This window comes from Streptomyces sp. NPDC047108 (assembly GCF_040643575.1).
Lineage (GTDB): Bacteria > Actinomycetota > Actinomycetes > Streptomycetales > Streptomycetaceae > Streptomyces.
Window position 1 is genome coordinate 274471 of the sequence record NZ_JBEYUP010000001.1, and the last position, 25153, is coordinate 299623.

At 72.1% G+C, this 25153-nt stretch carries 14 protein-coding genes and 3 pseudogenes; 9 read left to right on the forward strand and 8 right to left on the reverse strand.

Annotated elements, in window-relative coordinates; translation table 11 throughout:
- The first annotated feature begins 374 nt into the window (after positions 1-374).
- Positions 375-1550, forward strand: coding sequence for a low temperature requirement protein A (locus tag ABZ822_RS01220; RefSeq protein ID WP_360845481.1), 1176 nt, complete (start codon positions 375-377; stop codon positions 1548-1550).
- A gap of 241 nt (positions 1551-1791) precedes the next feature.
- Here ABZ822_RS01220 and ABZ822_RS01225 read toward each other — a convergent pair whose 3' ends face one another.
- The 4 genes and pseudogenes from ABZ822_RS01225 to ABZ822_RS01240 all read right to left on the reverse strand — a co-directional run bounded on the left by ABZ822_RS01225 (position 1792) and on the right by ABZ822_RS01240 (position 7221).
- Positions 1792-3786, reverse strand: a complete 1995-nt coding sequence (locus ABZ822_RS01225; protein WP_360845483.1) for a fructose-specific PTS transporter subunit EIIC — start codon at positions 3784-3786, stop codon at positions 1792-1794.
- Positions 3787-4213: 427 nt separating this feature from the next.
- Positions 4214-5143: pseudogene (pfkB, locus tag ABZ822_RS01230) on the reverse strand (1-phosphofructokinase); the annotation flags it as partial.
- Entirely contained in the window at positions 5140-5901 is a 762-nt protein-coding gene (locus tag ABZ822_RS01235) for a DeoR/GlpR family DNA-binding transcription regulator (protein WP_360846910.1), read from the reverse strand. The gene ABZ822_RS01235 and the pseudogene pfkB, both read right to left, overlap by 4 nt.
- 312 nt (positions 5902-6213) lie before the next feature.
- On the reverse strand, positions 6214-7221 hold the full coding sequence (locus ABZ822_RS01240; protein ID WP_360845485.1) for a sigma-70 family RNA polymerase sigma factor: 1008 nt from the start codon (positions 7219-7221) through the stop codon (positions 6214-6216).
- Between the two features lie 171 nt (positions 7222-7392).
- On the opposite strand from ABZ822_RS01240, the pseudogene ABZ822_RS01245 reads away from it, so the two are divergent.
- A pseudogene (locus ABZ822_RS01245) lies at positions 7393-7908 on the forward strand (N-acetyltransferase family protein); the annotation flags it as partial.
- A gap of 281 nt (positions 7909-8189) precedes the next feature.
- Here the strand turns inward: ABZ822_RS01245 and recQ are convergent.
- On the reverse strand, positions 8190-10208 hold the full coding sequence (gene recQ, locus ABZ822_RS01250) for a DNA helicase RecQ (protein WP_360845487.1): 2019 nt from the start codon (positions 10206-10208) through the stop codon (positions 8190-8192).
- A 987-nt stretch (positions 10209-11195) separates the two neighbouring features.
- Between recQ and ABZ822_RS01255 the strand changes: the two genes are divergently transcribed.
- The 5 genes and pseudogenes from ABZ822_RS01255 to ABZ822_RS01275 all read left to right on the forward strand — a co-directional run bounded on the left by ABZ822_RS01255 (position 11196) and on the right by ABZ822_RS01275 (position 19764).
- Positions 11196-13442: a glycosyltransferase gene (locus ABZ822_RS01255; RefSeq protein WP_360845489.1), complete on the forward strand. Its 2247-nt coding sequence runs from the start codon at positions 11196-11198 to the stop codon at positions 13440-13442.
- Entirely contained in the window at positions 13439-14719 is a 1281-nt protein-coding gene (locus tag ABZ822_RS01260; protein WP_360845491.1) for an acyltransferase, read from the forward strand. The genes ABZ822_RS01255 and ABZ822_RS01260 overlap by 4 nt, the downstream gene beginning before the upstream one ends.
- A 70-nt stretch (positions 14720-14789) precedes the next feature.
- Positions 14790-15067 (forward strand): annotated as a pseudogene (locus ABZ822_RS01265) (TIGR03767 family metallophosphoesterase); the annotation flags it as partial.
- Between the two features lie 105 nt (positions 15068-15172).
- The gene (locus ABZ822_RS01270; protein WP_360845493.1) at positions 15173-17254 is read left to right on the forward strand and encodes a SpoIIE family protein phosphatase; all 2082 of its coding nucleotides are present in this window, start codon (positions 15173-15175) and stop codon (positions 17252-17254) included.
- 35 nt (positions 17255-17289) lie between these two features.
- Positions 17290-19764, forward strand: a complete 2475-nt coding sequence (locus ABZ822_RS01275; RefSeq protein ID WP_360845495.1) for a SpoIIE family protein phosphatase — start codon at positions 17290-17292, stop codon at positions 19762-19764.
- 101 nt (positions 19765-19865) lie between these two features.
- On the opposite strand, the gene ABZ822_RS01280 is transcribed toward ABZ822_RS01275, so the two are convergent.
- The 3 genes from ABZ822_RS01280 to ABZ822_RS01290 form a co-directional block, all read right to left on the reverse strand.
- Positions 19866-20840, reverse strand: a complete 975-nt coding sequence (locus ABZ822_RS01280; protein ID WP_360845497.1) for a CU044_5270 family protein — start codon at positions 20838-20840, stop codon at positions 19866-19868.
- Positions 20833-21450 (reverse strand): RNA polymerase sigma factor, encoded by a 618-nt coding sequence (locus ABZ822_RS01285; protein WP_360845499.1) that lies wholly within the window; start codon positions 21448-21450, stop codon positions 20833-20835. Before ABZ822_RS01285 ends, ABZ822_RS01280 begins: the two co-directional genes overlap by 8 nt.
- Positions 21451-21831: 381 nt before the next feature.
- Positions 21832-22290, reverse strand: coding sequence for an SseB family protein (locus tag ABZ822_RS01290; protein ID WP_360845501.1), 459 nt, complete (start codon positions 22288-22290; stop codon positions 21832-21834).
- Positions 22291-22687: 397 nt separating this feature from the next.
- Here ABZ822_RS01290 and ABZ822_RS01295 point away from each other — a divergent pair, with 397 nt between their 5' ends.
- Both ABZ822_RS01295 and ABZ822_RS01300 read left to right on the forward strand, forming a co-directional pair.
- A complete protein-coding gene (locus tag ABZ822_RS01295; protein ID WP_360845503.1) occupies positions 22688-23113 on the forward strand; it encodes an OsmC family protein in 426 nt (141 codons plus the stop codon).
- A 402-nt stretch (positions 23114-23515) separates the two neighbouring features.
- Complete coding sequence (locus ABZ822_RS01300; protein WP_360845505.1) at positions 23516-25153, forward strand: FAD-dependent oxidoreductase; 1638 nt, start codon at positions 23516-23518, stop codon at positions 25151-25153.

Sequence of the window (25153 nt, forward strand, 5' to 3'; positions counted from 1 at the left end):
CTGCCGGACGTGCGGCTGAGGGCTCGGACACACGGTCACCGTAACGGCTTATGGGGCGGTAAGCCCGATATGCGAGGCGCGCGGGTGAGAGGTGAGATGAGGATGCGGACAGGTCACGGACCGTCATGGGTCGCGGGGACGAGATGCGGAGGGGCCCCCAGATGAACGAGCACGCACGGCCGGGGCCGTCCGAACCTTCCGGAGCGTCCGGGTCGTCGAGGTCTTCCGCGGGTTCAGGGCCCTCCGGGTCTTCCGGGTCTTCCGGGTCTTCCGGGTCTTCCGGGTCTTCCGGGTCTTCCGGGTCTTCCGGGTCTTCCGAGGGTGCCGGGCCCTCCGGGCCGGGCCACGGCGGCGCCGCGGCGCCCCTGCGCCGGATGACCGCCCGCAGCCGCGACGAGGCGCACCGTGCGGCGACGCCGCTGGAGCTCTTCTTCGACCTGGTCTTCGTCGTGGCCATCGCGCAGGCGGGTGTGTCCCTGGCTCACGCCCTCGCCGAAGGGCACTACGCGCACGGCGTCGTCGGGTACGCGATGGTCTTCTTCGCCATCTGGTGGGCGTGGATGAACTTCTCGTGGTTCGCCTCCGCCTACGACACCGATGACGTGCTCTATCGCGTCACCACGCTCGTCCAGATGACGGGTGTGCTGATTCTGGCGGCGGGTGTGTCCCGCGCGCTCGACGACAACGACTTCGTCCTCGTCTGGTTCGGCTATGTGGTGATGCGGATCGCGCTGGTCAGCCAGTGGCTGCGGTCCGCCCGGTCGGCCGGTGGCCCTGAGCGCCAGATGGCCCTGAGATACGCCGCCGGGGTGAGCGCCTGCCAGATCGGGTGGCTCGGGCTGCTGTTCCTGCCGGACCACGCCAGACCGTGGCTGTTCCTGGTGATGGCTCTGCTCGAGCTGTCCGTCCCGATGTGGGCCGAACAGAAGTGGCAGTCGACCTGGCACCCGCACCACATCGCGGAGCGGTACGGACTGTTCACCATCATCGTCCTCGGCGAGACCGTCCTGGCGGCGACGACGGGCATCCGGGTGGGCGTCGACGAGAGCGACGAACTCGGCCGTCTCCTGCCGATCGCGGGCGGCGGCTTGCTGATCATCTTCTCCGCGTGGTGGATCTACTTCGTGGTCCCGGCCCATGAGCGGCTCACCTCGAACCGGGTGGCGTTCCTCTGGGGGTACGGCCATTACCTGGTGTTCGGCTCGGCGGCCGCCATCGGCGCCGGCATGGAGGTGGCGGTCCAGGAGGCCGTCGGCACAGCGCACATCTCCACGGAGGCGGCGGCGCTGACCGTCACGATTCCGACAGCCCTTTATCTGTTCACGGTCTGGCTGCTGCACGCGCGGTACAGCAAGCGCGGCGTCGGTCAGGCCATCCTGCCGGTGACCGCGGCCCTGGTGCTGGCCTGCACGTTCGCGGGGCGGGCAGCGGTACTGCTGGCAGGTGCCGTATCGGCGCTCTCGGTCGTGGCCGGAGTCATGGTGGCCACGCGTCAGACGCGCGCGGGGCTCGGCGAACAGGAGACGGGGCAGGAGCAGGAGAGCGCGTGAACGGCACCTTCGCAGGCGGCGCCGTCCGGGTGGTCGGCGCCTCGCCCCGTGACGTCATGGGCGGGCGCGTACGAGGGTGGCTAAGGGGTGGGACGGGCGCACGGGGCCGCGGGGGACGGTACGCCGGCGAGGGCGCGATCGTTCCGTCATCGGCGCAGGGCACGCTCGTGTGGCCGATCGGCGTCCGGACGTACTCCTTCACGGGCCCTCGTCGTCCGCCAGTACCCCGCGGGCTCGCGGCTCAGGCCGTGACCGGGACCTTGGGGCCGGTGTCCGCCGCGTCCCCGGCCGCCGTCGACCCGCCGTCCGCGGAGGCGGTCCGCCGGGCGCCCTTGAGGAGGACGACCAGGCCCGTGGTGACAGCGGTACCGGCCGCGATCGCCACCACGTAGAGCAGCGGCCCGCCGATCAGCGGCAGCACGAAGACGCCGCCGTGCGGCGCGCGGAGCGTGCAGCCGAAGGCCATCGACAGCGCACCGGTGACCGCGCCGCCCGCCATCGCGGACGGGATGACGCGCAGCGGGTCAGCCGCGGCGAACGGGATCGCGCCCTCGGTGATGAAGGACGCGCCCAGCACCCAGGCCGCCTTGCCGTTCTCCCGCTCGGCCTTGGTGAACAGCCTGCTGCGGACGGTCGTCGCCAGGGCCATCGCCAGCGGCGGGACCATACCGGCCGCCATCACCGCGGCCATCACCTTGAGGCTGCCCTCGTTGGGGTTGGCGAGGCCGCCCACGGCGAAGGCGTACGCGACCTTGTTGAGCGGACCGCCGAGGTCGAAGCACATCATCAGGCCGAGGACGACACCGAGGATGATCGCGTTCGCCCCGGAGAGGCCGCTCAGCCAGTCGGTCAGCCCGGACTGCAAGGACGCGACGGGCTTGCCCACGACCAGGAACATCAGGAACCCGACGAGAGCCGACGAGATGAGCGGCATCACGACGACCGGCATGATGCCCCGCAACGGCGCCGGGACGCGCACCCGTTGGATCGCCATCACCACCGCGCCCGCGAGCAGACCGGCGATGAGGCCGCCGAGGAACCCGGCGTTGACGGTGAGGGCGATGGAACCGCCGACGAAGCCGGGCACGAGTCCGGGCCGGTCCGCCATGCCGTACGCGATGTAGCCGGCGAGGACGGGCACCAGGAAGCCGAAGGCCACTCCGCCGATCTGGAAGAGGAGAGCGGCCCAGCTGACGGCCTCGGTCCAGACGAAGTGCTTGGCGACGGAGGGCGCCTCGTTGATCTCGTAGCCGCCGATGGCGAAGGCCAGGGCGATCAGAAGGCCGCCCGCGGCGACGAACGGCACCATGTAACTGACGCCCGTCATCAGCCACTTGCGCAGCCGGGTGGCGTAGCCGTCGCCCGGCCCGCCGTCACGGTCCATCGGAGCGCCCGTGCCGGCGGAGGCGGTGGGGGCGGTGGCCTCACCGCGCGCGGCCTTGTCCCGGGCCTCGGCGATGAGTGCGCCGGGCCGGTTGATGGCGGCCTTGACACCCACGTCGACGGTCGGCTTGCCGCCGAAGCGGGCCTTGTCCCGTACCTCCACGTCGTGCGCGAGGATCACGGCGTCGGCGGCGGCGATGACGGCGGGGTCGAGCCTGCTGAACCCGGCCGATCCCTGGGTCTCGACGACGAGTTCGGCACGTTCCGCCTCTGCGGCCTTCCGCAGGGACTCGGCGGCCATGTAGGTGTGCGCGATCCCGGTCGGGCAGGACGTCACGGCGACGATCCTGAACGGCGCCGCGTCGGCGGGGGTGTTGTCCGTCGCGTCGGCGGGATCCTCCGGCGGAGGTACTTCGTCTCCGCGGACGAGGGCGGCGGCCCGCGCCGCGTCGCTCTCCGACCTGAGCGCGCCGGTGAAGTCGGCGTCCATCAGCCGCCGGGCGAGGGCGGACAGGATCGACAGGTGGTCGGCGTCCGCGCCCGCCGGGGCGGCTATCAGGAAGACCAGGTCCGCCGGGCCGTCCGGCGCGCCGAAGTCGAGGCCCCGGCCGCTGCGTCCGAAGGCGAGGGTCGGTTCCGCGACATGCTCGCTGCGGCAGTGCGGAATGCCGATGCCGCCCTCCAGCCCGGTGGGCATCTGGGCCTCGCGCGCGGCCACGTCGGCGAGGAAGCCGTCGAGGTCGGTGACACGGCCCGCGCGGACCATACGCTCGGCGAGCGACCGTACGGCCGCTTCCTTCGTCTCGGCGGACAGGTCGAGGTCGACCAGCTCCGCGGTGATCAGCTCAGTCATCGCGTGGCTCCTTGCTCGCGACGCCGCCCGTGGGCGGAGGGGTTGGGGACGGGTGCCCCGGGCGGGGCGAACGGCCGGGGGCAGGGGCCATGGGGCCGGGGCCGCCGGGGAGAGCCCCCGCGCCGGGGTGATGCAGGGGCTGCCGGTCCGACGAACACGTCGGGGCAACAGAGGAGTTGACCGGACCGGCCGCGTGCAGCCGCGTGCAGCCGCGGGAAACGTCTCATGACGGCGGCTCCCCAGGCGTCTCGTACCGCCCGAACCGCGGCTCGTCCGACGGCCTCGGCTTCCCGTACGACAGAGGCTTCCCGTACGACAGAGACTTCTCGTACGACTGAGGCTGCCCGTACCGCGTCGGCTCCCCGTACGACGGAGGCTCCTCGTACGCCGACGGCGGCGGCGCGGCCGGGAGGGCGACCGGCGCGGCCAGTACGCGGTCGAGCGGCACGTCCGAGGTGGTGAGGACCGCGTCCGGCGCCAGATCGGCCGGCGTCGGCATGACACTTCCGGGGAGCTGGACCGCTGCCGCACCGTGCGCAACCGCGGAGGCCAGCGCCACCTCGCCGGTGCCGCCCGCCGCCAGGAATCCGGCGAGCGAGGAGTCCCCCGCGCCGACATTGCTGCGGACGACCGCGACGGGCGCCGTGCCGAGGTACGTGCCCGAGGCGTCCACCAGGAGCTGGCCGTCCGGTCCGAGGCTGGCCAGCACCGCCCGCGCCCCGCGGTCGCGCAGTTCCTCCGCCGCCTTGACCGCGTCGCCGACGGTCGCGATCGGCCGTCCGACGGCTTCGGCGAGTTCCTCGGCGTTCGGCTTGACGACGTCCGGCGCCTCGCACAGGGCGGCCGCGAGCGCGGGACCCGACGCGTCGACGGCGATCCGTGCCCCCGCGCGGTGCGCGCGGGCCACCAACTCCGCGTACCACTCGGGCGGAAGGCCGCGCGGCAGACTGCCGCAGCAGGCGATCCAGTCCGCGTCCGCCGACCGCTTCCCCACCGTCTCCAGCAGCGCTTCGGCCTCGCTCGCGCCGAGCACGGGCCCGGCCGCGTTGACCTTGGTGAGCGTCGCGTCGGCCTCGACGAGGGTGATGTTGACCCGCGTCGATCCGGCCACGGGCACTCCGGCGGCCTCGATGCCGTACGCGCCGAGCAGCCGGGACAGGTGCGCGCCCTCGGGCCCGCCGAGGGGGAGGACGGCGACCGTGCGGTGTCCGGCCGCGGCTACCGCGCGCGAGACGTTGACGCCCTTGCCGCCCGGATCGACACGGTCGGCACCCGCCCGCAGCACCGCGCCGCGATCGAGCGCGGGCAGCTCGTACGTCCGGTCCAGGCTCGGGTTGGGGGTGACGGTGAGGATCATGCGCGGACCACTTCCGGGCCGCGGCGCTCGACGGCGCGGGCGTCCTCCTCGCCGAGGCCGGTGTCGGTGATCAGCAGGTCGACGTCGGCGAGGTCGCCGAAGCGGGCGAACTGCTCGCGGCCGAACTTGGCGGAGTCGGCGAGCAGCACGACCCTGCGGGCGGCGGCGACGGCCGCGCGCTTGACCGCGGCCTCGGCCAGATCCGGTGTGGTGAGACCGCCGTCGACGGAGAAGCCGTTGGTGGCGATGAAGGCGACGTCCGCACGGATCTCTCCGTAGGCGCGCAGGGCCCAGGCGTCGACGGCGGCGCGGGTGCGGTGGCGTACGCGACCGCCGACCAGGTGGAGCGCGATGCCGGGGTGGTCGGCGAGGCGGGCGGCGACGGGCAGCGCGTGGGTGACGACGGTGAGGCCGGATTCGAGGGGGAAGGCGCCGGCGAAGCGGGCCGCCGTGGTGCCCGCGTCGACGATCACGCTGCCGTCGGCGGGCAGTTCGGCGAGTGCGGCGCGCGCGATGCGGTCCTTCTCGTCGGCGGCCACGGTGTCGCGTTCGGCGAGGTCGGGCTCGAAGTCGAGGCGGCCGGCGGGGATGGCACCACCATGGACGCGGCGGACCAGACCCGCCCGGTCGAGGGCCTTCAGATCCCGCCGTACGGTCTCGGCGGTGACCTGGAACTCCTCGGAGAGGGACAGTACGTCGACCCGGCCGCTCTCCCGGGCGAGGCGCAGGATCTCCTGCTGGCGCTCCGCTGCGTACATGTGGGTTCGGTTCCGTTCCATGCCCGATCCTGTGGTTTCGCGGCCAGGCTAGGGGCCGGATTCCGGAAAGTAAACAGACTCGGGCAGGCAATCGGGCAGGAACGGGCAGGGCTGCCGACGCCCGCAGCGCGCTCTCGGAGAGGGCCCCTTCTCAGGGTCCGGCGACCCCACCCGACCGCCACCGCCCCCAGGACAGGAAGAGACCCCCAGAACACGGCCCCCCGGACACAGAAGAGCCCCGGCGCCAGGGGGGAGGCGCCGGGGCTCTGATCAGGTGGAGCTCAGTCGGAGGGCGCAACGCCCCCGCGGGCACTACGCCGCGGCATCAAAACCCGTGTCGCGAGCCAGCTTCTTCAGCTCGAGCAGCGCATGCTTCTCGATCTGCCGGATCCGCTCACGCGTCAGGCCGTGCTGCTTGCCGACCTCGGTCAGGGTGCGCTCCCTGCCGTCGTCGATGCCGTACCGCATCTTGATGATCGACGCCGTGCGCTCGTCGAGCTTGCCGATCAGATCGTCCAGCCCCTCGCGCCGCAGCATCACCAGGACGGACTGCTCGGGCGTGGCCGCGGACGTGTCCTCCAGGAGGTCGCCGAACTGGGTCTCGCCCTCGTCGTCCACCGACATGTTCAGGCTGACCGGGTCACGCGCCCAGTCGAGGACGTCGCCGACGCGCTCGGTCGTGGAGCCCAGCTCCTCGGCGATCTCGCCGTGCTCCGGGTCCCGGCCGTTCTCCCGGTTGAACTCCCGCTGCACCCGCCGGATCCGGCCGAGTTCCTCGACGAGGTGGACGGGGAGCCGGATCGTGCGGGACTGGTCGGCTATGGAACGGGTGATGGCCTGCCGGATCCACCAGGTCGCGTACGTGGAGAACTTGAAGCCCTTGGTGTAGTCGAACTTCTCCACCGCGCGCACCAGGCCGGCGTTGCCCTCCTGGATCAGGTCGAGCAGGGGCAGCCCGCTGCGCGGATAGCGGCGCGCCACCGCGACGACGAGACGGAGGTTGGAGCGGATGAAGACGTCCTTCGCGCGCTCGCCCTCGGCCGCCAGGGCCTCGAGCTCCTCACGGCTCGCCCCGGCCGCGTCGGTCTCGCCGCCCTCACCGTCGAGGATCTGCCGGGCGTAGACCCCCGCCTCGATGGCCTGGGACAGCTCGACCTCCTTGGCGGCGTCGAGCAGAGGGGTGCGCGCTATCTCGTCGAGATACATGCCGACCAGGTCACGGTCGGCGATTTCTCCGCCAACGGCGCGACCACTGTTCACCCGGTCGGTCTCGGTGGTCGTGCCGTCGGACTGACGACGGGCGACGGCGCGGGTTGCCATGCGTGCTCCCTTTCACGGTGTCGGTCTGACGCGGGTTCCTGGGGGCGGTACACCCTGGCATCGGGTGCCCGTTCCGATGGAAACAACGACTGGAATCCGGACACAATTCCCAAGCCGCCCGACGAATTTTCTGATCATGCAGTACCCTGTCCGGCCACACAGGGAGGCGACATGGTGTCGGTATCGCCGGAAGTGCAGGTCAGGCCCGGCGCGGAGGGCGACATCGAGGCCCTTACGGATCTCTACAACCACTACGTCCGCGAGACGGCGATCACCTTCGACACCGAGCCCTTCACGGCCGAGGAGCGCCGCCCGTGGCTGCTCTCCCACAGGAAAGACGGCTTGCACCGCCTGCTGGTTGCTCAGGAAGGGCCCGGTGGCCGGATTCTCGGGTACGCGACGAGCAGCAGCTTCCGCCCGAAGCCCGCCTACGCCACCTCGGTCGAGGTCAGCGTCTACTGCGCCCCCGACGCGGGCGGGCGCGGCATCGGCACACTGCTCTACAAGGCGCTGTTCGAGGCGCTGGACGGTGAGGATCTGCACCGGGCGTACGCGGGGATCGCCCTGCCCAACGAGGCGTCGGCCCGACTGCACACCCGCTTCGGCTTCACGCACGCCGGGACGTTCCGGGAGGTCGGGCGGAAGTTCGGCCGCTACTGGGACGTGGCCTGGTACGAGAAGCCGCTCGGGGCGCTGGGGCCGTGCGCGGATGAGGCGGATGAGGCGAACGCGGCCGGTGAGGCGGGTGTGGCTGGCGTGCTCGGCGAGGTGGGTGTGCTCGGCGAGGCGGGCGTGCCCGGCGAGGCGGCCCGGTGAGGGCACCTCCCCGGGATCGCCCCACCCGGGCTACGACCGGCCCCACTCGGCGATGCGCTTGACCCCCGCGAGGCGGGCGTCCCACTTCGCGGCCATCCGGTGAGCGCCGGTCGTCGTCGGCCGTCTCCTCGCCCGGGAAGCGGCCGGCCGCCTCACGCCCCGGCGAGCAGCTCCAGGATCTGCTCGCCGTACTTCGCCAGTTTGTTCTCGCCCACACCGCCGACCGTGCCCAGCTCCGCCAGGCTCGACGGTGCCACCGTGGCGATCTCGCGCAGCGTCGCGTCGTGGAAGATCACATACGCGGGGACGCCCTGTTCCTTCGCGGTGGCCGCGCGCCAGGCCCGCAGCTCCTCGAAGACCGGCACGGCCTCCTCGGGCAGGTCCGCAGGGGCCGCGCGGCGCGCGCCCTCGCCCTTCGACGGCTTCGCCGCCCGCGCCGCCCTCTCGGGGTCGCGCCGCAGCGGCACCTCGCGCTCCCCGCGCAGCACCTCGCCGCTCGCGTCGGTGAGCACCAGCGTGCCGTACTCGCCCTCGACCGCCAGCAGCCCCTGGGCGAGCAACTGCCGCGCCACGCCGCGCCATTCGGCCTCGCGCAGATCGGTGCCGACCCCGAAGACGCTGAGCGCGTCGTGGTCGAACTGGATGACCTTCGCCGTCTTCTTCCCGAGCAGGATGTCGACGATCTGACCCGCCCCGAACTTCTGCCCGCGTTCGCGCTTCAGCCGGACGACGGTCGACAGCAGCTTCTGCGCGGCGACCGTGCCGTCCCAGGACTCGGGCGGGGTCAGACAGGTGTCGCAGTTGCCGCACGCGGTGCTCTTCTGCCCGAAGTAGGCGAGGAGTTGGACCCGGCGGCACTCGACGGTCTCGCAGAGGGCGAGCATCGCGTCGAGGTGGGTGGCCAGCCGCCGCCGGTGCGCCTCGTCGCCCTCGGAGTCGGCGATCAGCTTGCGCTGCTGGACGACGTCCTGCAGTCCGTACGCCAGCCAGGCGGTGGACGGCAGACCGTCGCGCCCCGCACGCCCCGTCTCCTGGTAGTAGCCCTCGACGGACTTGGGCAGGTCCAGGTGCGCCACGAACCGTACGTCGGGCTTGTCGATGCCCATGCCGAAGGCGATGGTGGCGACGATGACCACGCCGTCCTCACGCAGGAACCGCGCCTGGTGCTCGGCACGGGTCCGTGCGTCGAGCCCGGCGTGGTACGGCAGGGCCTCGATCCCGCTGCGCGCCAGGAACTCGGCGGTCTTCTCGACGGAGGCGCGGGACAGGCAGTAGACGATGCCCGCGTCGCCGGGGTGCTCGGTGCGCAGGAGGTGCAACAACTGCTTCTTGGGCTCGGCCTTCGGCGCGATCCGGTACTGGATGTTGGGCCGGTCGAAACTCGCCACGAAGTGGCGGGCGTCCTGCAGCTTCAGCCGTGACGCGATCTCGGCGTGGGTGGCGGGCGTCGCCGTCGCGGTGAGGGCGATGCGGGGGACGTCCGGCCAGCGCTCGTGCAGTTCGGACAGGGCCAGGTAGTCGGGGCGGAAGTCGTGACCCCACTGGGACACGCAGTGGGCCTCGTCGATGGCGAACAGGGCGATCTCGCCGCGCTGGAGGAGGCGCGTGGTCGCCTCGACCCGCAGCCGCTCGGGCGCGAGGTAGAGCAGGTCCAGCTCGCCCGCGAGGAACTCGGCCTCGACCAGCCGCCGTTCGTCGGGGTCCTGCGTGGAGTTGAGGAACCCGGCGCGTACGCCGAGGGCGCGCAGGGCGTCGACCTGGTCCTGCATGAGCGCGATGAGCGGCGAGACGACGACGCCGACGCCGCGCCGTACGAGCGCGGGGATCTGGTAGCAGAGCGACTTGCCGCCGCCGGTGGGCATGAGCACGAGCGCGTCGCCGCCCGCGACCACATGCTCGATGATCTCCTGCTGTTCGCCCCGGAAGGCGTCGTAGCCGAAGACGCGCCGCAGGGTCTGCAGAGGCGGCCCTCCGGCCGCTTCACCGGCGTCCGGAACGCCGCTGTCCGGAACGCCGCTGTCCGCACCGTCGCTGTCCACGCCACCGGCGTCCGGAACGCCCGTGTCCGGTACGGAACCGGCCGGCGCGCCACTCGCGTCACTGCCGTCACTCGGGTCGTTCAGGTCGCTCGGGTCGTGCGTCACGGGACCGGTCGCCTCGGGGTCGTCCATCCGGCCATCCTAGGATGATGCGGATACGGAGCGGGGCGTTCCCTCTCCCCCGCAGAAATGCGGAAGTCGAGTCGATTTCCCTAAACCTCATCCACGCAATGCCTTCACATTGCGGGGACGGTGTGTTCAGTCGCGGGACCCCTGGTGGCGGCTTTAATCAAGGTGTTACTCCCGCGTACGGTCCATGACACGCTGACCGTGAACTCTGGTGTCGCCGCTGCCGGCATTCGGCGCGGCACGACCCGGACTTCACCCCCACCCCCCACTGGTCCTCCGCCACAATCCGACAAGGATGGGACCGCGATATGGAGAACTCGCCGGAGCGCACTCATGTGCTCCGGGGTGCGGCCCCGCCGCGCCCCCGCGCACCCGGACGGCAGCCGCACGGACTGCCGCACCCGGACAGGTCTTGTCGGCGCCGCCCGAACGAACCGGCCCCTGCCGCCGCGCAGTTGCCCCTGCGCAAGCCCGGTACGGGCCGCGCGGATCCGCAGGTCCGCGCCGCTTCCCGTCCGGGGGAGGCATCGCCCCGGGGCCCGGCGGTCCGGAAACACCCATGGCTACGGGCCTTCCCGGACCGGTGAGCATCCATGCTTTCCGAGTACTCGGCTTCATGAGTACTCAGAAAGCCTGAGTATCGGAAAGCCGGATGCACAGGGAACTCCGGGTATCCCCCGCACCCTCGACCATCCGGGGACTTCTTCCTGTGCTCGACCGCTCCCGGCAGTTCGTCCGGGGCCGCGGAGTGCACGGGTTGTTTCCGTTGTATCCACGAGCTGTTCGGCCCCCGTTCCACCCGGCGGCGCAACCCCCCACCCATTCCCGCGCTCTTGTCGGCCGTACCGGATTCTTGAACAACTTCCGTGCAGAGGAAGGAAATTCACGGTGCTCACCTCGCACCCGACACTCTCACTGCGTTTGCCCGCGGCAGCCCCCGGCCGCGAGGACGAACAACCCCCCACCGGTGGGCGCGTGCTGGCGGTCGGCATGCCCGGACCGAGACTCGAGCAACTGACCAGGACCCTGATCTCCACCGGGCACGAGGTGAGCCACGCTCCGCCCGGCCGCGTGACCGAGGCACTCCAGCAGGCTCCCCCGGACGCGATCGTCGCCCTGGACGACGACCGGAGCGGGCCGCTCGGCGCGTACGGGCTGGATGTGATCCGCGAGGTCCGCGGTGCCCCCGCGGGCGGTGCGCTGCCTCTGCTGATGGTGACGGACAGCCCCGGCGCGGCCGATGTCGCGGACATGCTGCGGCACGGCGCCGACGACTGCATACCCGAGACCTCCGACCCCGTCGAACTCACGGCGCGTATCGAGGCCAAGCTGCGCCGCGTTCCGGTCCCGGTCGAGAATCTTCTGCTCGACCCGCGCACCGGGCTGTACTCCGAACCGCACTTCCTCGACGAGCTGGACCGCGAACTCCAGCGCCCGCGCCCGGCCCGCAGCGGCGGTGTGCTGGCGATCGTGAGCGTCGCGGAGATGAGCGTGCTGGAGTCCCGGCTCGGCCCGCGCGTCCGCCGCGAGGTGGCCGAACGCCTCGCGGCGGTCGCCGAGAAGCTCGGCGGCCCGTGCGACCGGCTGGGCTGGGACGACGAGGGCCGGCTGCTCGTCCTCATGCCGGGCGTGGACGAGGAATCCGCGCGCCGCCGGCTGCAGAAGTTCGCTCACACGGTCGCGGGCACCCGCTTCATCGTCGCGGACGAGAACGTGCTGCTGACCCCGGCGATCGGCTGGACGCCCCTGGCCGGGTGCGACCGCAGGACGCGGGTCGTGGAGCAGGCGCGCGGCGCGGCGGCCGAGGCGTCGACCCACCGCGATCTGCGCCCGGTGCGGTACGCCCCGTGGATGCGCGGCACCGCCCGCCCCAACCGCCTGGGTGCGGCGGTCCGTTCGTTCCTGACGTGGCTGTCCCCGGTCGTGGTGCTGGCCGTCGGCGTGGGTGTGCCGTTCGTGCTCTACCAGCAGGTGTACACGCTGGGCTTCGACCTGGGGTCCGTCATGTACTGGGTGGTGGTGTCCGGGCTGCTGATCTCCGCGCTGCTCATCGTGATGGAGTGCCTGTTCTCGCTGGACTCGGTCTCCCGCCCGGCGAAACCGGGTGCGCCGTACCCGACGGCCAGCGCCGTCATCGCCGCCTACCTGCCGAACGAGGCCGCCACCATCGTCGACACGGTCGAGTCGTTCCTGTGCCTGGACTATCCGGGCGAGCTGGAGATCGTGCTGGCGTACAACACCCCGCATCCGCTGCCCGTCGAGGACACCCTGCGGGCCATCGCGGGCCGCGATCCGCGCCTGGTGCTGCTGCCGGTCCAGGGCAGCACGTCGAAGGCGCAGAACATCAACGCCGCAGTGACCCGCGTCCGCGGCGAGTTCGTCGGCATCTTCGACGCCGACCACCACCCGGCCCGCGACGCCTTCAAGAACGCCTGGCACTGGCTGTCCAACGGCTACGACGTCGTCCAGGGCCACTGCGTCGTCCGCAACGGGGACAGCACCTGGGTCTCCAAGCTGGTGGCGGTGGAGTTCGAGACGATCTACGCCGTGAGCCACCCGGGCCGCACCCGGCTCTACGGCTTCGGGGTGTTCGGCGGCTCCAACGGCTTCTGGCGCACCGACCTCCTCGCCCGCACCCGTATGCACGGCTCGATGCTGACCGAGGACATCGACTCCACGATGCGGGCCCTGAAGGAGGGCGCGCGGTTCGCCATGGACCGCACGCTCATCTCGCGCGAGCTCTCCCCCACCACCCTGACCTCGCTGTGGAACCAGCGGTCGCGCTGGGCGCAGGGCTGGCTTCAGGTCTCCCTCCGGCATCTGTGGCAGGCGCTGCGCTCCCCGGTGTTCACGCGCCGTCAGAAAGCGGGTCTGTTCGTCCTGCTGGGCTGGCGGGAGGTGCAGCCGTGGCTGACGCTGCAGATCCTGCCGGTGCTGCTGTACTCGGCCTGGCGAGCGGGCGGCGTCGGCGAACTCGACTGGACCGTACCGGTCTGCCTGCTGGCCACGCTGTTCACGGTCTCGGCCGGACTGATCCAGGCGGCGTTCGCGTGGCGGCTCGCCGTGCCCGAACTCCGCAGGCGCCGCGGCTGGTTCTGGCGCTACGTCCTGGTGTCCACCGTCTTCTACAGCCACTTCAAGAACATGCTGGCCCGGCAGGCCTGTCTGAAGGAGGCGCTGGGCGACCGCCAGTGGCGCGTCACCCCGCGGGCCGCGAAGGCGGTGGCCCAGCCGTGAGCACGACGTCCGCACCCACCGACACCCCTCGGGCGGCGGCCGCTTCCCCCCGCAAGGAGGCCCGCGCACGCACCGAGGCGGCCTCGCCGTCCCGGCCCCCGGAGGGCACTCCTCCCGGCGGCCGGGCGCGGGAGATCGAGGGCTTCCGCGGTCTCGCGGCGCTCAGCACGGTGATCTTCCACGTCTGGCAGCAGTACTTCCGCTACGACGCCGACGGCATCCATCCGCCGGTCGACAACCCGTACGTCGGCGCGGTGATCTCGCTGGAGGTCATCGACCTCTTCTTCGTGATGTCCGCGTACCTGCTGACGCTCTCGTACGCGCGGGCGGCGATCGACGGCGGTTCGGTCCGCCCGGCCCGGGTGTTCCTCTTCCGGCGCGCGATACGGATCGTGCCGCTCTACTTCCTCGCCGTCCTGCTCGTCTGGGCATCCCGCAACCCGACGCTGCCGGGCAACTGGTCCGATCTGCTCCAGCATCTGACGTTCACTCATGTCTTCAGCCAGGAACAGATCTTCTACACCCTGGGCCCCACCTGGTCCCTGTCCCTGGAGATCATGTTCTACCTCGCGCTGGTCGCGCTGGGGCCGCTCGCCGTACGGGCCTGCCGCTCGTTCGGGTCGCGGCGCGCACGGGTCGCCGTGTGCGCCGGAGGGTGTCTGCTGCTGTTCGTGGTGCCGGTGATCTGGATCGCCGTCGCCCACTACGGGTTCGGGATCCCGCACACCGAATGGCCGGTGTACTTCGGCCCGCAGGCCCGCTTCGGCGGCTTCGCGGCCGGTATGGGCCTGGCGGTGGCGATGGTCGCGCTGGGCGAACGGGGCCGGATGAACACGGGCCCGGCGATCGTGCTCCGGAGCGTCGTGCTGGTCGCGCTGTTCCTGCTGTCGCTGATCTCGGTCCCGGAGAACGCCCTGTTCACCTTCTTCCACCCGCTCGCCTCGCTGCTGTGGGTGGTGCTGCTCTACAGCACCATCCACGTCCGGCGGCGGGGCCGGTGGCACAAGGCGCTGACGGCCCGCTGGCTGACCGGTGCCGGGCTGGTCAGCTACAGCCTCTTCATCTGGCACGAGCCGATCATGCTCAAGCTCTACACCTCGGGCCTGCTGCCCTCGGGCCCGAGCGGCTATCCGCTGGCGACGCTGATCGTCCTGGCGGTGGCCGTCCCCGCGGCGGTGGCGAGCTACTGGCTGATCGAGTACCCCTCCGGGCTGCTGGGGCGGCTGAAGGACAAGTCGGGGCGGCCGCGCGACTTCTACGCGGAGCCGGCGCGCTAGCGGAGCGGACGGTGGCCGTCCGTGCCGGGGACATCCGGCGCGGACGGCCACCGTTCCTCACGGCTCACCGAAGGCCAACACCGCCTCCCACGTGGACTGTCCGCACCACGCGCGGCTGATCGAGCCGACGACAACCACGACGGCACGCTCTCCCTCTTCACCACACTGATCGAGTCCGCGGCGCCGTACGGTACGGAGACCGCCGACCCGTCGGCCGGCGGCCTCGCGTCCCTGTACCGGGAGTTGCCGTACAACGGCCCCGGCCTCGCCGCGGGTCCGGTGGACGGGGTGCACCCGGGCTGGGCGGGGGCACCCGGGGACCGGAACACCGAGCTGCTCATACCCCGCGCCCAGGCCGCGCCGCCCCTGTCCCCGTCGGGACCGGGGCGGCGCGGACGGACCGCACCGTACGCCCTGCCCTGGATCGGGCCTCCGCGCTAGCCTGGTGTCATCGTGGAGGACACGCACGAATCACCGAGTGATGTGCCCGATCCGCCCACGCCGGCGGTGGGCTATGCGGGCGTGTTCAGCGACCTCCTTCCGATCGCGCTGTGGCGGGCCGACGCCGACGGGCATGTCGTGCAGTGGTCGCTCGCCGCCCGGGAGCTGCTCGGCTACAGCCCCGAGGAGCTCATCGGCCGGCATCTGAAGCCCGTTCTCGTCCCCGAGACGCACTGGGAACTGGCCGACCGCCTGCTGAGCCGCGTCCGGTCCGGCGAGGCCGTCGTCGGGTCCCTCCCGGTCCGCCATCGCGACGGCCACATGGTGGAGATGGAGACCTGGATCTGCCCGTCAGCCGACGAGCAGGGCCGTACGGGCATCCTGGTCGTCTCGGCCGAGACGTCCGCGGTCGTGGGCATGCGGGACTCGCTGGCCGCCATGGAGGGACTGTTCGCCCAGTCACCCATCGGGCTGGCCATGCTCGGCCCCGACCTGCGCTTCCGCCGCGTCAACGAAGCCCTGGCCCGGATGACCGGCGTCCCCGCGCCCGAGCACATCGGCAAGCGGGTGGGCGAGGTGGCGCCGGACATCAACGCGGCCGGCCTGGAGGCCGTCATGCGGCAGGTCCTGGACACCGGTGAGGCCGTGGTGGACCTCCGCCGCCCCGGCCGCACCCCGGCCGACCCCGACCGCGAGCGCATCTGGTCCTGCTCGTACGCGCCTCTGCTGGACGGCTCCGGCAGCCGGCTGGGCGTGATCGCCTCCCTGATCGACATCACCGAGGCGCAGCTCGCGCACACCGAGGTCGAGCAGGCCCGTGAACGCCTCGCCCTGCTCGCCGCCGCCGGGACGCAGATCGGCACCACCCTGAACCTGCGGCGCACGGCCGAGGAGGTGGCCCAGGTCCTGGTGCCGCAGCTCGCCGACTCGGCCGATGTGCACCTGCTGGAGGAGGTGCTCGGCCCCGACGGGGCACCGCAGCCGTCCACCCAGGGGTGGGTGCGCCGCGTCGCCGTCATCTACACCGATCCGGCCGCGCCCCAGCAGGACTTGGCGGTCGGCATGACGTACCAGGTGCCCCGCGAATCGGTGTACGAGCAGGTGATCGCCAACGGGCGCGCCATCAACCTCTACCTGTCGGACATCCCGGCGCTGATCACCGACCCCGGTGCCGAGCGGCTGCGCGACTACCTGCGCCGTCGGATCGGCGCGTCCCGGCTCGTCCCGCTGGTCGCCCGCGGCACCGTCCTCGGCGCGGTGATCGTCACCCGCACCCGCGACCGCGAGCCGTTCGACGACCAGGAATGCCTGCTCATGGACGAGGTGGTGTCGCGGGCCGCGCTGAACATCGACAACGCCCGCATGTACACGAGCGAGCGGCGCGCTGCCCTGACCCTCCAGCGCAGCCTCATGAACACCTCACTACCGACCGTGACCGGTCTCGACCTCACCGCCCGCTATCTGCCGGCCAGCGCCCATGAGGTCGGCGGCGACTGGTTCGACGTCATCGCGCTGCCCGACGGCAGGACCGGACTGGTCATCGGCGACGTGATGGGGCACGGCATCCACGCGGCGGCGGTCATGGGCCAGCTCCGTACGGCGCTGCGCACGCTGGCCCGCCACGACATCCCCCCGGCCGAGATGCTGGTCTCCCTCGACGCCGCCGTCGCCGACTTCGGCGAGAACGAGATGGCGACCTGCGTCTACGCCGTCCACGACCCGGCCGCCGGCGAGGTCCTGATCAGCAGGGCTGGCCATCCGCCCCCGGTGGTGGCCGACACCGAGGGCCGCGTCCGGTTCGTCGAAGCACCGCCGGGCCCGCCCCTGGGCGCGGGCGGCGGGGACTTCCAGGCCGAACGCGTGCTGCTGCCCCCGGAGAGTCTGCTGGTGATGTACACCGACGGGCTCGTCGAGGCACGCGACCGGGACCTCGGCCGGGGCATGCACGAACTCACCCACGCCCTGGAAAAGCTCGACCGGCCCCTGGAGGAGATCTGCGACGGACTGCTGAACCGCATGCTGCCCCCCGTGGTCCAGGACGACGTCGCGGTGCTCCTCGCCCGGCCGTCGCCCCGGGCGCCGCTGGGCCGATGAGCGCACGTCCCCGGTTCGTACGAGGGTGGTAGGTGATGGTGGACATCCCGGTGACGACGCCCGGCGAGGGTCCGGACGACCCGTTCGCCGTGCACCGCTCCGCCACGGCGGTGCTGGACGGCCACGGCACGATCGTGGGCTGGAGCCGGCAGGCGCAGGAGTTGCTCGGCTACCGGTCCGACGAGGTGATGGGCCGTCCGGCGCGCGACTTCCTCGTCCATCCGCAGGACGAGGAGCGGGTCATGGGCGAGTTGGCCGCCTGCGTGGAGTCGGAGGGCTGCTACTTCGGGATCGTGCCCGTCCGGCGCCGTGACGGCGAGCGCGTGGACCTCGGCTGCCGGGTCCGGGTGGTGGCGCGGCCTGACGGGCCCGAGTGGTTCGTCGTCGGCGCCCCCGCCGAGCAGGTCATGCAGTGGGAGACGGACCGGTCCGTCCTGGACGGGATGTTCCGCCGCTGTCCCATCGGCCTGGTGGTGCACGACCCGGAGCTGAAGTTCCTGCGGGTGAACCGGGCGATCGCCAGGTTCGGCGAGATCCCGCCCGAGGCGTTCCCGGGGCTGAGCCTCGGCGACTTCCTGATGGAGCCGGAGACCGACCGTGTGGAGACCCAGCTGCGGCGGGTGCTCGCCACGGGCGAGCCGACGATCTTCATCGAGCAGCGCGGGCGGCTGCAGAACGACCCCGGCCAGGAGCGGGTGGTGTCCATCTCCGCCTTCCGGATGGAGGACCCGGCCGGGCGCGTCCTGGGGGTCACCGAGACCGTCGAGGACGTCACCGAACGCTACCGTGCCCGTAAGCGCCTGGCCCTGGTGAACGAGGCCGGCGCCCGCATCGGGACCACCCTGGACGTCGCGGAGACCGCGCGCGAACTGGCCGCCGTGGCGGTCCCCGACCTGGCGGACTGCGTCTCGGTCGACCTGCTCGAACCGGTACCCCGGGGCGGGGAGACCTCCAAGGATTCCTCCGGCGCCCTGTCCCGGGCCGCGGTCCTCAGCGTCTCCGCGGAGGCGTCGGACCTGATGTACCCCGTGGGCCATGTGATGCGCTTCCCGTCGGACGCCCCGCAGGCGCTGTGCATGGCCGAGCAGCACCCCGTGCTCGAAGCGGTCCTGCGGGTCTCGCCCGGCTGGTCCTCCCTCGACCCGGACAAGGTCGAGCGCGTCCGCGACCTGGGCGTCCACTCCCTGATCGCCGTTCCGCTGATGGCGCGCGGGCTCGTCCTGGGCGTGGTGAGCCTGTGGCGGTGGCGGCGACCCGAGCCGTTCGAGGAGGACGACCTCACCCTGGCCGAGGAGCTGGCCGCCCGCGCCGCCGTCTGCATCGACAACGCGCGCCGCTACACCCAGCAGCACGAGGCGGCGCTCGCCCTGCAGCGCAGCCTGCTGCCGGGCGGGGTCCCCGAGCACCCGGCCGTCGAGGTCGCGCACCGCTACCTGCCGGCCGACGCCACGGCGGGCGTGGGCGGCGACTGGTTCGACGTCATTCCGCTCTCGGGCCTCCGTATCGCCCTCGTCGTGGGTGACGTGGTCGGCCACGGCATCCACGCCGCCGCCACCATGGGCCGGCTGCGCACGGCCGTCCACACCCTCGCCTACCTCGACCTCCCCCCGGACGAAGTGCTGTCCCACCTCGACGATCTCGTCGACCGCCTCGCCGCCGAGCAGGAACCGAACCGCGAACCCGTCCCCCAAGTCGTCGGCGCGACCTGCCTGTACGCGGTGTACGACCCGGTCTCCCGGCGCTGCTCCTTCGCGCGCGCCGGCCACCCGCCGCCCGCCGTGGCGAGCGCCGACGGGTCGGTGTGGCTGCCGGACTCACCCGTGGGCCCGCCGCTGGGCCTGGGCAGTCTGCCGTTCGAGAGCGCCGAACTGGAGCTGCCCGAGGGCAGCGTGCTCGCCCTCTACACCGACGGCCTGATCCGCGCCCAGCACCGCGACCTCGACGAGGGGCTGGCCCGACTGCGCACCGCGCTGAGCGACCCCTCACGCCCCGTCGAGGCCATCTGCGCCGCGGTCGAGAACGCGCTGCCGCCCGACCGCTCCCACGACGACGCGGCGCTGCTCGTCGCGCGCACCCGCGGACTGCCGTCCCACCAGGTCGCCACCTGGCAGCTCCCGGCGGAACCGACCGCGGCGGCTCGCGCCCGCGCGCTCACCGCGACACAGCTCACCGAGTGGGGGCTGGGCGAGATCGGCTTCACCACCGAACTGATCGTCAGCGAACTGGTCACCAATGCCTACCGCTACGGCGGAGGTCCCGTCGTCCTGCGCCTCATCCGCGACAGCCACCTCATCTGCGAGGTCTCCGACACCAGCAGCACGTCCCCGCACCTGCGCCGCGCGCGGACGACGGACGAGGGCGGGCGCGGGCTGTTCCTGGTCGCCCAGCTCACCGAACGCTGGGGCACGCGCTACGTACGCGACGGCAAGACGATCTGGACCGAACAGCCCCTGGTCTCGGCACCGGAGGTGGGAGGCCTGGGCGAGGCCCTGCTGTCGGCGGAGTGGTGAGGACTTCTCCCGCCCGACGTCCGTCGCACGCAAGGGAGTTCGCCACGACGGCCGAGGACCCCCGGCCGCTTCCGGCCGGGGGTCCACGTGGGGGAGGGCTTCTACGGCCGCTGCTTCGCGCGGTCGACGACGGCGTAGCTGTCGAGGTACGAGAACTGGTCGTAACTCTCCTTGCCCGAGTCGGCCGTCCGCGTCGACTTGAACCCGAGGTACTCGTACGTGTCCTTGTCGAAGATGAAGACCGTGTCCCAGGTCCACTCCTGGCTCGGATCGTTGTACGAGATCGCGATTCCGCTGCGGCCCTTGGCGTCCTCAACGCCGGGGGTCGCGGTGACGCCGGGGATCTTCGCCAGCGCCTCGAACGCGGCCGCGCGCAGACCGTCCGGCATCACGGGTGTCCGGTAGAGCAGGCCGGCCAGCGAGAAGTGGATGTGCGGCCACTCGTCCTTGGGGATCTCGTCGACGGACCGAGGCTGGGTCTCCGGCGGACCGTCCGGGGTCCGGACGGCGAGGATGAGCTTGTCCGGGTCGGTGGGCAGCTTCTTCAGCGTGCTCCAGTCCGACGGAGGCCAGGACGTCTCGTTGGCCTTCGGCGGATCCGACCACCAGCCCTTGCCGATCTCCATCACCCAGGAACGCTTGGAGCCGTCCACGGACGTCCAGTTCTCGTCGACGTAGGACTTGGTCTCGTGGGTCTTCTGTTCGGTCTCCTTGACGATCTCCTTGGTGTAGATGAACTGGTCGTCGCGCGGGGCGACTTCGGTCGACTGCCGGCGCTCGCGTTCCGCGGCGGCGTTGAGCACGGTCGCGGCGCTGACCGGCCGCATGCGTGTCTCCGTTCCGGACCGGTTGCCGCTGTCGTCGAGCGCGATGACCGCGGTCGTCGCGACGGCCGCGGCGGCCGCGACCGCCACCGCCATCCGCAGCACCGGGCGGCGGAACAGCGGGACGGCAGGAGCGGGATCGCGCGGACCGGACATCTCCCGGAACAGGCGGGCACGGGCGCGCAGCCGGGCGTCGTCCGTGAGCGGCTGCGCCTCGGCGTCCCACTCCCGCAGGACTTTGAGGTCATTCATGGCTGGATTCCTCTCGGAATGCTGTCGGATCAGTACCGCCCAACGCCTCGCGCAGCGTGCTGCGAGCCCGGTGCATCCGTGAACGGACCGTTCCCACCGGTACATCCAGTGCCGACGCGGCTTCCTCGTAGCTGAGGTCGCCCCAGGCCACCAGCAGCAACACATCGCGGTTGCGGGCGGAGAGCCGGGACAGTGCGCCGGCGAGTTCCCGGCGCACTCCGTGGGCACTGACCCGAGCGGCCACCTGGTCGGCGACGCCGTCGTGCTGCCCCGGCGCGTCGTCCGCCGGGAGCTTCGCGAGCGCCTTGAAGCGCCGGGCCTCGGCCCGGCGGTGCCGCCCGACGAGGTTGGTCGCGATGCCGAACAGCCAGGGGCGGGCGTCGGCCCGCTCGGAGTTGTACGTGTGCCGCCGCTGGAACGCGATGGCGAAGGTCTCCGCCATCAGGTCGTCGGCGACATCCGTACCGAGACGGCGTGCCGTGTAGCGGTGCACCGAATCGGCATGGCGGTCGAAGAGAACGGCGAATGCCTCGGGCTCATCCCGGGACCGCTCGATCACCGAGGCGTCGCTCAACCGCTGCCCCACCCGGACGCCTGGTTCGACGGTCATCGGGGCTCCTTTCGTCCGTACGTCTCTCGAAGACTTGGGCTTTCGCCCGTTCTTCGCCCTTCGGCGGATTCGGGTTCCATCCGGTGCGGTGACCGGTCGGGGCGGGGACGTCCGGAGGCGCGTGGAGGCAGTCTGCGGTAGGGGTGCGAGCAGAGAGAAGGGCCGGTCCGGCGGAGGATTCCGCTGAACCGGCCCAGGGGGAGCGAGGGCACGGGGCAGGAGGACTGCGGGCGCGGCGTCGAGGAGATGCGGGGCGGCCCGGCCCCGTCAGGCCGCCCGTGATCCGGCCGGTCAGGCCGCCCGTGATCCGGACCGGATCAGGCCGCCCACCAGCGGATCACCCGGCCGGTCTGCCGCTTCCCCGGGTGCCCCCGGGTGACGCTACCCGCCCGGGTCCATGGGACCGGTCCGGCCATCGGCCCGGCTCAGGACGGGCAGCGCCCGCACCAGCTCGGCCGGGAGCGCCAGGCCTGCCTCGTCCGCCGGGTCCACGGTGAGCCACAGATCGTCCTCGGGCCAGTTCGCGGCGAGCTCGGCGATGGGCAGACGGACGGCCGTACCAGGATCTCCCCCGGCCGCCACCAGGGCTTCCTCGGTGGTGAAGACGGGGATGAAGCGTGCGCCGCCCTGCTCGATCACCGGCAGGGCGATGGCTCCCTCGGGCACCTCCTCGCCCTCGGGCGGAGGTGCCTGCGGCAGCAGAGCCGTACTGTTCGCGAGATCGACCAGGGCGGCCCGGGTCTCCGCGGCCTCCTCCGCGGACCGGGTCCCCCCGGCGGCATCGAAATCGGGCGCCTCACCGGTCGGGGGCGTGTGGTCGTCGGGAGTCGGGGTGCTCACGGCTGGCTCCTCTCGCCGGGCGTCGTTCCCGGCCGCCCCCGGACAGGGTGGGCCGGGCTCACCGCGCTCGTCACCGGCTGCCACCCACAGGCACCGAACCGGGGCGAACACCGCAGTACCCCCCAGGCTAAGTCGCCCGGCCTCTCTCGCGCGGCCGCCTATGGATCTCCCCCTGGATCCTCCGTGGATCCCTCATGGTTCCGCCCCATGGAGCCCGTGGCCTCCCCCTGGACCAGGGCTCAAGAGCGGTACGCGGGCGGGGAGCGGAAGGGCCGGTCGGAGCGGCCCGGGGCCAGACGGACGGGCGCCGCGGGCGGTACGGCGCGTCGGAAGCCCGGCCGACCCGCGGTGAGCAGACGATCGAGGAGACGCCGTCCGAACACAGGAAGGACCGATCGTGGCCACGACGCGCACTGCGCACACCGAGTGGGAAGGCGATCTGCTCAAGGGCTCCGGGGAGGTCACGCTCGACTCCTCGGGAGCGGGCCACTACCCCGTGACCTGGGCTTCCCGCGCCGAGCAGCCGGAGGGCAGGACCAGCCCCGAGGAGCTGATCGCCGCGGCCCACTCGAGCTGCTTCTCGATGGCCCTGGCGAACATGCTCACCCAGGCCGGGACGCCGCCGACCACGCTCACGACGAAGGCGGAGGTCACCTTCCAGCCCGGCACCGGCATCACCGGGATCCACCTCACCGTGCAGGGCCGCGTGCCGGCCGCCGACGAGGAGGCGTTCCGCGCGGCGGCAGAGGACGCCAAGACCAACTGCCCGGTGAGCCAGGCCCTGACGGGTACGACGATCAGCCTCACCGCGACCCTGGCCTGACGAGGCGGAGCCCCGCACCCGACCCCCGACCCTGCCCGGCCGGGGGTCTTCCGTGTCCGCAACTCCCGTACGGCGTCCGCCGATCCGTGTCGGACCATGCTGACGTGCGCGGCCACGCAGGGACCCGGCATCCCCGGGCTACCCGGCTCACCTGCTGCCCTGGCGGTTCGTTCACCGCCGACAGCAACTGTCGCTGGACAAAGGGGGCCCGCGTCGCGGCGTGCCGCAGGCCGCCACCCGCCGCACAGCCGTCGCCGTCGCCGTCGTGAACACCGTGCACATGGATGCCGGGCACCCCTCCCCCTGTGGGTGCGGGCGGAAGGAGGCGCGGACGCGCTCGCGGGGAACCGGCCCCTGACGCGCGACCTGCCCGGCCCGGAGAACCGTCCTACGCTGGGAGACGTGGCGTCGCCCTTGATTTACGTGGTCGATCACGACCCGGGTTCGCTTCGTGTGCTGCTCACCGACCTCACACGGCGGTTCGGCCGAGCCTTCACGGTGCGGGGCGCGGGCTCGCGGGAAGCCGCGCTCCAGGAGCTGCGGGAGCTGGACCGGGCCAGGGAGCCCGTCGCCCTGCTGCTCGTGGACGACGCCTCCGCCGAATGTCTCCCCGGGGCGCACGAACTGTTCCCGCGCGCCAAGCGCGTCCTGCTCGTGGACCGCGACTACTCCTCGACCAGCCCGGCCGTGGAGGCGATGGCACTCGGCCGTGCCGACTACCACATCGTCCGGCCGTGGCCGGACCAGGAAATGCTGTACCGCGCGGTGAGCCAGTTCCTGTCCTCGTGGACAAGGGAGCAGGGCCCGGCCTTCGAGCTGTTCCGCGTCGTCGCGCGCAAGGGCGACCAGGGCATGGCGGAGCTGCGCAATGTGATGGGGCGCTTCAACCTGCCGTTCGTGTGCTACCCCGCCGAGGAGGAGACCGGCCGGCGGCTGCTGAAGGAGAACGGCGTCGACGCCTCGCGCCTGCCCGTGGTGATCCGCCATGACAGCCAGGTCTACGCCGATCCGAAACTGCCCGATCTCGCGCGCGCACTCGGGGTCAATGTCACGAACGACAGGGACGTGTGCGACGTCGCCATCGTGGGTGCCGGGCCCGCCGGGCTTGCGGCGGCCGTGTACGCGCCGTCCGAAGGGCTGGACACGGTGCTGCTGGAGCAGGCCATCTCGGGCGGACAGGCCGGGACGAGCCCGATGATCAGGAACTATCCGGGGTTCCCCAACGGCATCGCCGGCGGCGACCTCATGGAGCAGACCTGCGAACAGGCGTGGCTGATGGGCGCCCACATCGTCTTCGCGCAGCAGGCGGTCGCGCTCGAATGCCGCGACAACCGCCATGTGGTGCACCTGCTGGACGGCTCCCAGGTCAGTGCGCGCGTGATCCTGATCGCGACCGGCGTGGAGTGGCGGCGGCTGGGGGTGCCGAGCCTGGAAGCCCTGGTCGGCTCCGGCGTGTACTACGGCATGGCCGTGGGCGAGAGCCGGGCGATGCGGGGGCAGGACGTCTTCATCGTCGGCGCGGGCAATTCGGCCGGTCAGGCAGCGGTGCACCTGGCCGAGTACGCGCGTACGGTCACCTTGGTCGTGCGGGGCGAGAGCCTGGCCAAGTCGGTGTCGGCCTATCTGGTGCGTGCCATCGAGGCGATGCCGAACATCGTCGTCCGCAGCCGCACCGAGGTGATCGACGGTGGCGGCGAGGGGCACCTGGAACACCTGACGCTCCGGGATCAGGGGGCGGACACCGACGAGAAGGTCCAGGCCGCCGCACTCTTCATCATGATCGGCGGTGAGCCGCACACCCAGTGGCTCCCCGACAGCCTGGCGCGCGACGAACAGGGTTACCTGCTGACGGGGCGCGAGGTGCGCGAGGAGGCCACGACGCGCTGGCCCCTCGACCGGGACCCCATGCCGCTGGAGACGAGCACCCCCGGCGTCTTCGCGTTGGGGGACGTACGCAAGGGCTCGATCAAACGCGTCGCCTCGGCGGTGGGCGACGGTGCGACGGCGGTCCGCCTGGTGCACGAGTACCTGGCGAGCTGA